10 protein-coding genes and 1 pseudogene are annotated in these 12,025 nt (G+C 69.9%); 5 read left to right on the top strand and 6 right to left on the bottom strand.

Annotated elements, in window-relative coordinates:
• Positions 1 to 234 (top strand): annotated as a pseudogene (locus CQ045_RS18915) (copper resistance protein CopC); the annotation flags it as partial.
• Positions 235 to 243: 9 nt separating this feature from the next.
• Complete coding sequence (gene lpdA / locus CQ045_RS17480; RefSeq protein ID WP_105726071.1) at positions 244 to 1,641, top strand: dihydrolipoyl dehydrogenase; 1,398 nt, start codon at positions 244 to 246, stop codon at positions 1,639 to 1,641.
• 53 nt (positions 1,642 to 1,694) lie between these two features.
• Here lpdA and CQ045_RS17475 read toward each other — a convergent pair whose 3' ends face one another.
• From CQ045_RS17475 to CQ045_RS17450, 6 genes are all read right to left on the bottom strand, one after another.
• Positions 1,695 to 2,813: an NAD(P)/FAD-dependent oxidoreductase gene (locus tag CQ045_RS17475; RefSeq protein ID WP_105726069.1), complete on the bottom strand. Its 1,119-nt coding sequence runs from the start codon at positions 2,811 to 2,813 to the stop codon at positions 1,695 to 1,697.
• Positions 2,800 to 3,525 (bottom strand): methyltransferase domain-containing protein, encoded by a 726-nt coding sequence (locus CQ045_RS17470; RefSeq protein ID WP_105726067.1) that lies wholly within the window; start codon positions 3,523 to 3,525, stop codon positions 2,800 to 2,802. The genes CQ045_RS17475 and CQ045_RS17470 overlap by 14 nt, the downstream gene beginning before the upstream one ends.
• Entirely contained in the window at positions 3,522 to 4,682 is a 1,161-nt protein-coding gene (locus tag CQ045_RS17465; protein WP_105726065.1) for a type III polyketide synthase, read from the bottom strand. The genes CQ045_RS17470 and CQ045_RS17465 overlap by 4 nt, the downstream gene beginning before the upstream one ends.
• Before the next feature lie 63 nt (positions 4,683 to 4,745).
• Positions 4,746 to 5,360 (bottom strand): CYTH domain-containing protein, encoded by a 615-nt coding sequence (locus CQ045_RS17460; RefSeq protein ID WP_105726063.1) that lies wholly within the window; start codon positions 5,358 to 5,360, stop codon positions 4,746 to 4,748.
• Complete coding sequence (locus tag CQ045_RS17455; protein WP_105726061.1) at positions 5,353 to 5,568, bottom strand: response regulator; 216 nt, start codon at positions 5,566 to 5,568, stop codon at positions 5,353 to 5,355. The genes CQ045_RS17460 and CQ045_RS17455 overlap by 8 nt, the downstream gene beginning before the upstream one ends.
• Before the next feature lie 50 nt (positions 5,569 to 5,618).
• Complete coding sequence (locus CQ045_RS17450; RefSeq protein ID WP_105726059.1) at positions 5,619 to 6,089, bottom strand: A24 family peptidase; 471 nt, start codon at positions 6,087 to 6,089, stop codon at positions 5,619 to 5,621.
• 144 nt (positions 6,090 to 6,233) lie between these two features.
• On the opposite strand from CQ045_RS17450, the gene CQ045_RS17445 reads away from it, so the two are divergent.
• The 3 genes from CQ045_RS17445 to CQ045_RS17435 are packed head-to-tail and all read left to right on the top strand — an operon-like array spanning position 6,234 to position 12,009.
• Positions 6,234 to 7,013, top strand: a complete 780-nt coding sequence (locus CQ045_RS17445) for a hypothetical protein (protein WP_105726057.1) — start codon at positions 6,234 to 6,236, stop codon at positions 7,011 to 7,013.
• Positions 7,010 to 8,548 (top strand): DNA polymerase Y family protein, encoded by a 1,539-nt coding sequence (locus CQ045_RS17440; RefSeq protein WP_105726054.1) that lies wholly within the window; start codon positions 7,010 to 7,012, stop codon positions 8,546 to 8,548. Before CQ045_RS17445 ends, CQ045_RS17440 begins: the two co-directional genes overlap by 4 nt.
• Positions 8,548 to 12,009, top strand: coding sequence for an error-prone DNA polymerase (locus CQ045_RS17435; protein ID WP_105726052.1), 3,462 nt, complete (start codon positions 8,548 to 8,550; stop codon positions 12,007 to 12,009). Before CQ045_RS17440 ends, CQ045_RS17435 begins: the two co-directional genes overlap by 1 nt.
• Positions 12,010 to 12,025 lie beyond the last annotated feature (16 nt).

Genomic DNA, 12,025 nt, shown 5'->3' with positions numbered 1-12,025 from the left:
TCGGCGCCCACCGCCACCCCGACCACCGCCGCACCGACCGCCGAGCAGACCGCAGCGCCCGAGCCGACCACGACGCCCGTGACCGATTCCGGCGACGCCGACGGCGGCTCCGCCTGGATCTGGGTGCTCTCGATCGTCGGCATCCTGATCGTCGCGGGAGTGGTCACCTGGATCATCCTGAGCCGCCGCCGAGGCACCGCCCCGACCGATTCCGACCCCTCGTCGGAGCGATAGGCTTAAGGCATGCCACATTACGACGTCGTCATCCTTGGTGCAGGTCCTGGCGGATACGTCGCTGCGGTTCGCAGCGCGCAGCTCGGTCTGTCCACCGCCATCATCGAGGAGAAGTACTGGGGCGGTGTCTGCCTCAACGTCGGCTGCATCCCCTCCAAGGCGCTCCTGAAGAACGCGGAGCTCGCGCACACCCTGAACCACAAGGCGGAGTTCTTCGGAATCTCCGGCGAGTTCACGATCGACTTCGGCAAGGCCTTCGACCGCAGCCGTGAGGTCGCGGAGGGCCGCGTCAAGGGCATCCACTTCCTCATGAAGAAGAACAAGGTGACCGAGTACAACGGTCGCGGCACCTTCACCGGCCCGAAGGCGATCTCGGTCGCCAAGGCGGACGGCACGACCGAAGAGGTCACCTTCGACAACGTCATCATCGCGACCGGCTCGAAGGTCCGCCTGCTGCCGGGCGTCACGCTCAGCGAGAACGTCGTGACGTACGAAGAGCAGATCATGACCCGTGAGCTGCCCGAGTCGATCGTCATCGTCGGCGCCGGCGCGATCGGCATGGAGTTCGCCTACGTCCTGACGAACTACGGCGTCAAGGTCACGATCATCGAGTTCCTCGACCGCGCGCTCCCCAACGAGGACGCCGACGTGTCGAAGGAGATCACGAAGCAGTACAAGAACTACGGCGTCGACATCCTGACCTCCACCAAGGTCGAGTCGGTCGTCGACAACGGCTCCTCCGTCACCGTCACCTACACCGGCAAGGACGGGCAGCAGAGCTCGATCGAGGCCGGCAAGGTGCTCATGTCGGTCGGGTTCGCCCCGAACATCGACGGCTTCGGCCTCGAAGCCACCGGCGTGAAGCTCACCGAGCGCGGCGCGATCGACATCGACGACCACATGCGCACCAACGTCGAGGGCATCTACGCCATCGGCGACGTGACAGCCAAGCTGCAGCTCGCCCACGTGGCCGAGGCGCAGGGCGTCGTCGCCGCCGAGACGATCGGCGGCGCGGAGACGCAGACGCTGGGCGACTACCGGATGATGCCGCGCGCGACGTTCTGCTCGCCGCAGGTCGCCTCGTTCGGTCTCACCGAGCAGCAGGCCAAGGATGAGGGGCGCGAGATCAAGGTCTCGACCTTCCCGTTCATGGCGAACGGCAAGGCACACGGCCTCGGCGAGCCGGTCGGCTTCGTCAAGCTGATCGCCGACGCCGAGCACCTCGAGCTCATCGGCGCCCACATGATCGGCCCGGACGTCTCGGAGCTCCTGCCGGAGCTGACGCTGGCGCAGAAGTGGGACCTGACGGCGCTCGAGCTGGCTCGCAACGTGCACACCCACCCGACGCTGTCGGAGGCGCTGCAGGAGGGCTTCCACGGCCTGGCCGGGCACATGATCAACTTCTGATCACCGCTCTTCTCGAAGGCTCGATCTGCTCCGGCAGATCGAGCCTTCGTGCGTCAGAGGCCGTCCATCGTCAGCAGGCCAGCCGTCCATCCGCGCAGCGGCGCTGACCCGAGCGTGCGCATCAGCAGCTCTCTGCCGCGCACGACCGGAGTCGATGCCGGAGCACCCATCGACATGTAGAACGCCGAGCGACGCTGTGCCCGCGACGTCGACCTGCGCGCCTGCCGCTCGAACCCCGCCAGGTCGGGCATCCGTCCGGGCGGCGTGCGGGTGAGCCGGTCCGCGAGACGGGCGGCATCCACCCAACCGAGATTCATCCCCTGTCCGCCGATCGGGCTGATCTCGTGCGCGGCATCGCCGAGAAGCACCACCCGACCGTGGTGCAGACGCGTCGCCGTGTGCTGCGCGGCGACGAAGGAGGCCGGGGTCGCGCCGGGGTCGAGCTCGATGCCGATCCCGGTTCGCTGCTCGATCGCCGCCCGGAAGCGCTCGGCGGTGTCCAGACCTCCGGCTCCCTCCCGCACCACCCACCGTCTGCGGCCACCGGGCAGAGGAAAGGACTCCACCAGTCCGGCCGGTTCGCAGTGCAGGACCGCGCGCTCCCCCGGGGTCGCGTCCACGACATCGAGCATCGCGTACGAGGCCCGTCCCGGACGGCGACGCCATCCGATGTCGAGTCGGCGGCGGAGTCGACTGCGGACACCGTCGGCGACCACCACCGTCGACGCCGTGAACTCCTGCGCACCGTCGGCGGTCTCCCCCGAGACCTGCACGGCGTCGGCGGTCTCCCGCAGCGCCCGCACCGTGCATCCGGGAACCAGGACGTCGGCCGAGAGCGACTGGAGACGCGCTCGAAGCAGAGCGTCCGTCCGTTGCTGCGGAAGGATCAGGACCGGACGATCGGGCGCGAAGGTGAGCGTCGCCAGCGTCCGCCGCCGGCTGCGGACCTCGCCGCCTTCGAGTCTCAGCGCCTCCGTCCGCACGTACTCGCCGACGCCCACCGCGTCCAGGGCGTCCAACCCCGGCCGATGGATGCCGATCGCCCTGGTCCGCGTGTCCGCCTGCGTCCGACGCTCGCACACCACCACCCGCACCCCGTCCTGCACGAGCAGGCAGGCCAGCAGGAGCCCAACCGGCCCCGCACCCACGATCAGCACGTCATGGTCGGGCACGGTCGCGCTCCCACCGCATCTCCAGCCGAGCCGGCACGCCCGTGCGGACCATCCACCCGGGCGGCGCGATCGCGACGAGTTCGGCGACCGTGTACGAGCGCCGGATGCTGATGAGGCCGTCCTCCCGGATGAACGAGTCGGCGAGGAGCGTGCGGGCGAGCGGCCAGGTGGCTGCGGCGAACAGCACGTGAGCGGCTCGGCTCCGCGCGATGTCATGGTGCGACACCAACCCGTCGGGGCCGGCGAGCTGCACGGAATCGCTGAGCACGGTCCGGAGCTCGGCGTCGTCGAGGTGGTGCAGCACGTGGTTCGACAAGACGACGTCGTAGGTCTCCCCCGCCGCCACCAGTTCGGTGGTGAAGGCGCGCCGATAGCGGATGCCGGCACCGCCATCATGCGCGGATGCCCATCGGATCGCCCGCTCATCGGCGTCGAGGGCGGTGATCTCCGCGTCGAATCCATCGTGACGCAACCGCCGGGCGAGCAGCCGGCAGAGGTCTCCCCCGCCTGCGCCGATGTCGAGGATCCGCAGCCGCCGCTTCCGCGCAGCCCGTGGACGGATGTCGCGCCGGTAGAGCGTCCCCGGGCGGGAGACCAGCGCGTTCACGAGCCCGAATCGTCCGTAGGTCCGCGCCAGCATCCGGACATCCGCGCGCGGGTCGTCCATCAGCTCGCGGGCGCCGACGTCCCGCGATGTGAGCGCCGGACTCATGGCGCGGTCGGCGCGACGACGGTCATCAGCGCGCTCTCCGCGGTCAGCCCGGGGCCGAAGGCCATCGCGGAGACCCTGTCCCCGTCGATGGCTCCCTCCTGTTCCAGGATCCGCTTGAGGATGAACAGCACCGTCGCGCTGGACATGTTGCCGTTCTCCCTGAGCACCTCCCTGGCCGGGTGCAGCTGAGCGTCGCTGAGCCGCAGCCGCTCCTGCACCTTGTCGAGGATGCTGCGCCCGCCGGGGTGGATGGCCCAGTGCTGGACCGCCTCTCCCGCGCTGCCCCCGCCGAAGGCCTCTGCCAGATCGTCCTCGGCGACGTACAGCGGACGAAGCGCCTCGATGATCGTCTCGCCGATGATCTGGGGCACGGAGGTCGAGAGGATCATCTCGAATCCGGTGTCGCCGATCGTCCAGGCCATGTCCTTCTCGCCCTCCGGCGCGATGGCGGTATGGAAGCGGTCGAGACGCAGAGCGGGCGACGGCGAGGGGAGATCGCGCGCGGTGACGATGCCTGCTGCTGCTCCGTCGGCGAAGAGGGAGGATGCGACGATCGTGTCGGGGTTCTCCGACGATCGCAGATGCAGGGTGCACAGCTCGACGCTCACGACCAGGACGACGGCGTTCTCATCCGCAGCGCAGAACTGACTCGCCGCACGCAGGGCGGGCAAGGACGCGTAGCAGCCCATGAAGCCGAGATGGAAGCGCTGCACCGCGTCGGACAGCCCGAGGGCGCGTACGATCTCGTACTCCGGACCGGGGGCGTGGAAACCGGTGCACGAGACGGTGATGACATGCGTCACGTCGGCGGGCTCGAGATCGGGATCCGCCTCGATCGCCCGACGCGCGGCCTCGACGAAGAGCTTCGCCGCCTCGCGGGTGTAGAGATCGTTGCGCGCCCTCGTGCCGGGGGCGAGGAGCGTCCCGGTACCCCGGTCGAAGAAGACCGGATCGGCGATGTCGGAGTCCAGCGAGAGCTCATCGATCACGGTGTGCCGGGTGTCGATGCCGGAGACGTTGAACGATGTCGTGACGATGCGCTGCGCCAGCCTGCCGAGACCCGGCTGCTGCGCGAAGACGTCGCGCACCTGCTCCTGCACGAGGACGGTGTCGGGGACGATCGTCTGCAGCGATCGAAGCACAGGCGGTCGGCTCATGCTGTCACTCAAGCATGCGACGCCGCACCCGGGGAAGGGGTTGCGCCCGCCGGCGGTCTCCGACTAGAAGCCGAGCGCGCGCGCGAGCTTGGAACCGGATGCCGATTCACGACCCCCGGCTGCCAGGACCGCCCGTTCCACCGCGTCGAAGAAGGCGGCGCGCCCTGCATCGTCGGTCGGTGCCGCCGGTCCGAGCTCCATCTCCCACTCGCGCCATTCGCGCTGTGTACCGTCACGGAGGTCGGTGGCCCGGACGCGATCGTCGACGAACTCGGCCACGACCCCGCTCCTGCCGGTGAGCAGATACGCGGTGCGGTCGTTCTCGATCCGGGCGAGCGGGGCGAGCGGGGCGGTGGTCCAGTCGGACACGGTCGCGGCGACGGCGTCCGGAAGGGCATCGCCCTCACCGAGCGGCCAGCCGAGCTCGAGCCTTCCGTCTCCTTGCCGCGGACCCTTGACATGCCACCCCTCATCGGGGCCGCCGGTGCGACGGCGCAGCGCCACTCCGGCGCGCGCGAGTTCGCCGTCAGCAGTGTCGAAGTAGCGGGCGTCCAGAGCCCGGACCTCGCCGGCGGTGACGGCCTCGACGCCGGGGATCGCATCCCAGCGCGGCAGCGGAGTCCCGACGTCGACGTCGTACTTGCGCTCGACCTCGACCGTGCGGGACGGTTCAGTCATCGTCGTTGAGAGTGAGATCCTCGAGAGACTCTTCGAACCAGTAGTCGACCTCGGTCGGCCCGTCGGTCGGACCGGTGTTCTGCGGTCCGCCACGGCGGTTGTACACCACCTGCGTCTCGCTGTAGGGGACGATCAGCTTGTCGTCCGCGTCACCGAGAGGGATGATCTGCCCGTCCAGCGGGCCGCCGTGAAGTCGCGCGAGTGCCATGTGGTTCAGGTTAGCGCCGTCCTCGAGGTATCGGTGCGAGGCTGGCGGATTCATCCGAGGATGACGCCGAGGAGGGCCCCGGCGATCATCCACGGCCCGAACGCGATGCGCGTGGCCCCGTCCGCCCGTCGCAGCAGGATGAGCGTGAGAGCGTAGAGCGCACCCAGCACGAAGGCCGAGGCGGCGCCGATCGCGAGCGACTGCCAGCCGTGCCATCCCAGCACGAGCCCGATGGCCGCGGCGAGCTTCACGTCTCCGCCGCCCATCCCCGCGCGGCTGAGCACTCGCAGCACCGCGTAGAAGCCCCCGAGCAGCAGCATGCCGAGAAGGGCGCGGACGAATGCCCCGCTCTCTCCCGTTCCCAGGGCATCAGCGGCGGCGAGCACGATCAGGGAGACGAGAGTCGGCAGCACGATCCGGTTCGGGAGGCGATGCGTGCGCGCGTCGATCACGATCAGCCACGCCCCGATGCCGATCAGCGCGAGGTGCACGAGGGCGATGAGGGCGAGCCGGATGTCCATCCCCGCAGATTAGGAGATCGGCGGACCCCGCTCCGACCGCCTGTGGACAACCCCCGGGCCACCCCTGGCCGATGTCCGATGTACGAACTATCGTCATTCGCACGGGTTGGTATATTAGAATATATCTTCGAGAAAGGATGCAGGGTGATCGGTCTCGATGCAATCGCCTCGCTCTCTCCGGCGGGCGACTCCCGCGCGGGAGAAGTGCTGCGACTGCGCCGCGAGATCAGCAGGATGCAGCGGCGGCGCAGTGAACATGCGCTGCTCCCCCTCGACTCTGCCTTCGCTGCACTGCTGCCGGAGGAAGGGCTGCAGACCGGTACCTCCTACACCGTCTCCCCCTCCCCCAGTCTCGTCCTCGCGCTGCTCAGTGCGGCATCGCAGAAGGGGCTCTGGTGCGCGGTGGTCGGCATGCCGACCCTCGGCGTCGAGGCAGCCGCCGCATTCGGCATCGACCTCGCCCGCCTGATCCTCGTTCCCACCCCCGGGGATCGCTGGCTCGCTGCGACCTCCGCGCTGGCCGAGGTCGTGCCACTGATCGTCGTGGCCCCCGGTACACGAGCGAAGGACGCTGACGTCTCCCGCCTGAGCGCGCGCCTCCGCGATCGCGGATGCACACTCCTGGTCACCGAGTCGCCCGGCGCCGGTCGATGGCCGCAGAGCGAGGGGACGATACGTCTTCACGATCCGCACTGGCACGGCCTCGGCGCCGGCTGGGGGCTGCTCTCCGACTGCACGGTGACGGTGACCGCGCAGACACGACACAGCCCGCGACCGTCGAGCGTGCGCGTGCAGCTGCCGGGAGGACACGGCGCCATCGAAGCCGTCGGAGCCGAGCTCACGGCACTGCCCGGCCTCTCCGCCGAGACCACTGCGCCGGGAGAGGCTCCTGCGGAACTCCTGCGGTGGGCGGAGGCCGGATGAACTCCCCGCTCCGCGTCCTCGTGCTGTGGTTCCCCGATTGGCCGATGCGGGCTGCACTCGCCGGCCCGCCCCCGCATCCGCCCACGGCCCTGGTGCAGGCGAACACCATCGTCGCCTGCACGGCTTCCGCCAGAGAGCACGGCGTGCGCACCGGTCAGCGCCGCCGGGTCGCGCAGGGTCATCTCTCCTCGCTGCGCGTGCTCCCCCACGACCCCGACCGGGACGAACGCGCTTTCCTGCCCGTGCTGCACCTCATCGAGAAACACGCCCCGGGGGTCACACTGCTGCGCCCCGGACTCGCGATCCTCCGCGCCCGAGGCATCTCCCGCTATCACGGCGGAGAGGCAGAGGCCGCAGGGACGCTCTCCGTCATCCTCACGGAAGCCGGGTTCCCCGAGGTGCGCATCGGTGTCGCGGATGGCCCGTTCACGGCCGAGATCGCCGCGCGAGGACCCTCCTCCTGCACGGTCGTGCCCCCCGGCGGATCGCGGGAGTTCCTCGCCCCCTACCCCGTGCAGGTACTCCGCGACGAGCAGATCACCGGTCTCCTCGTCCGGCTCGGAGTGCGCACCCTCGGCGAGTTCACCGCGCTCGCCGCGCTCGATGTGCGCGATCGCTTCGGCGAGCAGGGCGCACGTCTGCACGCGCTCGCCGCCGGTGCCGATTCACGCCCGTTGACCCCGCGACCACCCGACCCCGAGCTGGTGCGGAGCATCGAGTTCGAATCCCCCCTGGGCGGAACGGATCAGGTGGCCTTCGCAGTGCGGCAGACAGCGGACGCGGTGATGCTCGCTCTCGGCGATGCCTCGGTCGTCTGCACGGAGGTGCGGATCGACCTGACCGACGACAACGGGGTCGTCTTCTCGCGCTCCTGGCTGCACCCGACCTGCTTCGACGCCTCCGACCTCGTCGACCGGGTGCGCTGGCAGCTGGAAGCTCTGGCCGCGCAGTCCGCGAAGGATCCGGTCGACGAGGCACGGGCCTTCGGCGGCATCGTGGCGGTGCGCATCGTCCCTGCCGCCGTCGATGATGCCGCCCATCACCAGCCGGGCCTCTTCGGCTCCGGTACCGATGAGCGGCTGCACCATGCCGTCTCCCGGGTGCAGACCATGCTGGGCCATCAGGGGGTGGTCACGGCCGCCGTCGCCGGCGGCCGCTGGCTCGCCGATCGCCAGGTGCTCACCCCCTGGGGAGAGCGCACGGTCCCCCCGCGCGATCCGGCATCCCCCTGGCCGGGGAGCCTTCCCGACCCGCTGCCCGCAGAGGTGTTCCTCCCTCCGCGCCCCATCGGGCTGCTCGCCGCGGACGAGAACTCGATCGACATCGACGAGCGCGGGGCGCTCTCACAGAGCCCCGCGCGCATCGACGGAGCCCTCGTGCAGGCGTGGGCCGGCCCCTGGCCCGTCCACGAGCGTCGCTGGGCTCCGGGCGGGGGCAAGCGAGGACACCGACTCCAGATCATCGACGACCACGATCGGGCGTGGCTGGTCTTCCATACCGGCGAGCGCTGGTGGGCCGAGGGGAGGTATCGCTGATGGGCTGGCACAACCCGCCGCTGTCCTGGGACGAGCTGGAGCGCACCCTCAGCGGCGACGAGTCGCCACCGACGCCGCCCGGCGCCGAGCCTCGGGGCCGGAGGGTCGACCCCGGACCGGTGAGTCGGCGCCGCAAGCGCACCCCTCCCGTCGTCACCCGGCCCGAGGAAGCAGTGCCCTATGCGGAGCTGCACGCCCATTCGTCATACTCCTTCCTCGACGGCGCCTCCTCTCCGGAAGACCTCCTCGCCGAGGCGGAGCACCTCGGTCTGACCGCGCTCGCCCTCACCGACCACGACGGCTTCTACGGCGCTGCGCGCTTCGCCGAGGCAGCCGAGCTCATGGAGGTCGGGCTGCAGACGGTGTTCGGGGCCGAGCTCTCCCTCGACCTGCCCACCCCGCAACGAGGCAGCCCCGATCCCGCGGGTGAGCATCTGCTGGTCCTCGCCCGTGGGATGGAGGGATACCACCGCCTCTCGGGCGCGATCACCGCGGCACAGCTGCGCGGCGGCGAGAAAGGACGCCCGGTGTACGACCTCGACGACCTCGCCGCTCGCGCGGGCGGCCACTGGACGATCCTGACCGGTTGCCGCAAAGGCTCCGTGCGGCGCGGGCTCGAGCACGGAGACGCGGCGACACCGCTGCGACACCTCGTCGACCTGTTCGGGAGCGACAACGTCGCCGTCGAACTCATCGACCACGGAGATCCGCAGGACTCCCGCCGCAACGACGCCCTCGCCGAGCGCGCCAGGAGGATGCGGCTGCCGGTGGTGGCGACGAACAACGTGCACTACGCCCGGCCGGCGCAGGCGTCCCTCGCCGAGGCGGTGGCCGCGGTCCGCGCGGTGCGCAGCATGGAGGAGCTCGACGGCTGGCTGCCCGCGCACGGCGGCGCGCATCTGCGCAGCGGAGCCGAGATGTCAGCGCGCTTCCAGCGCTACCCGGGGGCGATCTCGTACGGGCTCGAGCTGGCGGCGGCCTCCGCCTTCCCGTTGCGGCTCGCGCGTCCGGCGCTGCCGCAGCAGAAGGTGCCGCAGGGACACACTCCGATGACCTGGCTGCGTCACCTGGTCTGGGAGGCCGTGCCGTCGAAGTACCCCCGCCTGGACGACGCCGGCCGTCACCGGATCGCGCGCGAGCTGGACGTGATCGAGGAGAAGGACTTCCCGGGGTACTTCCTGATCGTGCACGGCATCGTCACCGAGGCGAAGCGTCGCGGCATCCTCTGTCAGGGGCGGGGTTCGGCCGCGGCGAGCGCGGTCTGCTACCTGCTGGGGATCACCGCCGTCGACCCGATCCTCTACCGTCTCCCCTTCGAGAGGTTCCTGGCGACCACCCGGACGGAGGAGCCCGACATCGATGTGGACTTCGACTCCGACCGTCGCGAGGAGATCATCCAGTGGGTGTACCGGGAGTACGGCAGGGAGCGCGCTGCCCAGGTGGCGAACGTCATCCAGTACCGTCCCAAGAACGCGGTCCGCGACATGGCCAGAGCGCTGGGCCATTCGCCCGGTCAGCAGGACGCTTGGTCCCGGCAGGTCGACGGCTGGGGCGTGGGACTGGAACCCGTCGAGGGTCATGACATCCCCGAGAACGTGCTCGCCTACGCCGGTGAGCTGTTGAAGGCTCCTCGGCATCTCGGCATCCACTCGGGCGGCATGGTGCTCACCGCGCGTCCGGTCGGCGAGGTCGTCCCCGTGGAGCATGCCCGCATGGAGAATCGCACTGTCATCCAGTGGGACAAAGACGACTCGGCCTTCATGGGACTGGTGAAGTTCGACCTGCTGGGGCTCGGGATGCTCGCCGCGCTCCAGCACTGCTTCGACCTGGTCCGGGAGACCACGGGTGAGGAGTGGAGGCTCGAGACCATCCCCAAGGAGGAGCCCGCCGTCTACGACATGCTCTGCCGGGCGGACTCCATCGGCGTCTTCCAGGTGGAGTCCCGCGCGCAGATCGGTCTGCTGCCCCGGCTGCAGCCGCGATGCTTCTACGACCTCGCCATCCAGATCGCACTCATCCGCCCCGGGCCCATCCAGGGCGGGGCGGTGCATCCGTTCGTGCGGCGGAAGATGGCGAAGGATCGCGTCGACGAGGAGAACCGGGAGCGCGCAGCTCGCGGAGAGGCGCCGGTGGACTTCACGATCCCCTACCCGCACAGCGATCTGGAAGACATCCTGAAGCGCACGCTGGGCATCCCGATCTTCCAGGAGCAGCTCATCCAGATGGCCACGGCCATCGGCGACTGCACAGCCGACGAGGCCGACCTGCTGCGCCGGGCCATGGGATCCAAACGCGGTCTCGAGAAGATCGAGAAGGTCAAGGACAAGCTGTATGCGGGGATGACCAGACGAGGACTGGACGCCGACGCGGCTGATCGCATCTACGCGCAGATCCAGGCGTTCTCCAACTTCGGATTCGCCGAGTCGCATTCGCTGTCGTTCGCCCTGCTCGTCTACGCCAGTTCCTGGTTGAAGCTGCACTACCCCGCCGCATTCCTGGCCGGTCTCCTGCGCTCGCAGCCGATGGGCTTCTACTCGGCGGCGACCCTCACTGCGGATGCGCGTCGACACGGCGTGGAGGTCCTGCGTCCCGACCTGCATCTCTCGGGAGCCACCGAGACGCTGGAACCGCTCGTCGCGGGCGCCGCGCGGAAGCCGACCGGGCGGGACACGTGCCTCGCCGACCCTCAGCCGCCCACGCTCCGCTTCGATCGGAGCGCGCCGGATGAGGCCACCGCACACCGCAGGGACGGGGGCTCCGCGGTCCGACTGGGTCTCAGCGGCATCCGCGGGATCGGCCTGCCGCTGGCGGAGCGGATCGTCGCCGAACGAGAGGCGAACGGCCGCTTCCAGGATCTGCACGATCTGGTGCGCCGGACGGATGCCACCGCGGCGCAGGTGGAGGCTCTCGCCACCGCCGGAGCCTTCGCCTGCCTCGGCCTGGAGCGGCGAGAAGCCATCTGGCTCGCGGGGGCGGCCGCCGACGATCGGTCACGTTTCCTTCCCGGGACGACGGTCGCCGTGCAGCCTCCGCTGTTCGCGGATCAGACCAGCTACGAACGCCTCTCCGCCGATCTCTGGGCGACCGGAGTCTCGACCGACGACCATCCGATGACGCACTTCCGCGAAGCGCTGCACACGCGGGGGGTGTTGACCGCAGCCGACCTGCAGAGCCACGAGGCCGGCCGGCGCATCGAGGTCGCGGGTCTCGTCACCCACCGTCAGCGACCCGCGACGGCCGCCGGGATCACCTTCGTGAATCTCGAGGACGAGAGCGGCCTGGTGAACGTCGTCTGCTCGGCCGGCGTCTGGAACAGATACCGCCGCGTGGCTCGGGAATCTCCGGCACTCATCATCCGCGGCATCCTGGAGAGATCCGCAGAGGGCGTCGTCAACGTGCTCGCCGATGGGTTCGAAGACCTGCGCACCGGTCTCACACACCGTTCCAGGGACTTCCGGTGATCGCGGAAGCCCTGCC

Origin of the sequence: Microbacterium sp. MYb66, from assembly GCF_002979435.1 — a bacterium.
Lineage (GTDB): Bacteria > Actinomycetota > Actinomycetes > Actinomycetales > Microbacteriaceae > Microbacterium.
Note: the sequence above shows the minus strand (reverse complement) of the source record. Positions and strands in the feature narration are given on the sequence as shown.

Excerpts from the sequence above, each read along its gene's own strand:
- lpdA (WP_105726071.1), top strand. The coding sequence starts at position 244 with ATGCCACATTACGACGTCGTCATCCTTGGTGCAGGTCCTGGCGGATAC.
- CQ045_RS17470 (WP_105726067.1), bottom strand. The coding sequence starts at position 3,525 with ATGAGTCCGGCGCTCACATCGCGGGACGTCGGCGCCCGCGAGCTGATG.
- CQ045_RS17465 (WP_105726065.1), bottom strand. The coding sequence starts at position 4,682 with ATGAGCCGACCGCCTGTGCTTCGATCGCTGCAGACGATCGTCCCCGAC.
- CQ045_RS17460 (WP_105726063.1), bottom strand. The coding sequence starts at position 5,360 with ATGACTGAACCGTCCCGCACGGTCGAGGTCGAGCGCAAGTACGACGTC.
- CQ045_RS17455 (WP_105726061.1), bottom strand. The coding sequence starts at position 5,568 with ATGGCACTCGCGCGACTTCACGGCGGCCCGCTGGACGGGCAGATCATC.
- CQ045_RS17450 (WP_105726059.1), bottom strand. The coding sequence starts at position 6,089 with ATGGACATCCGGCTCGCCCTCATCGCCCTCGTGCACCTCGCGCTGATC.
- CQ045_RS17440 (WP_105726054.1), top strand. The coding sequence starts at position 7,010 with ATGAACTCCCCGCTCCGCGTCCTCGTGCTGTGGTTCCCCGATTGGCCG.
- CQ045_RS17435 (WP_105726052.1), top strand. The coding sequence starts at position 8,548 with ATGGGCTGGCACAACCCGCCGCTGTCCTGGGACGAGCTGGAGCGCACC.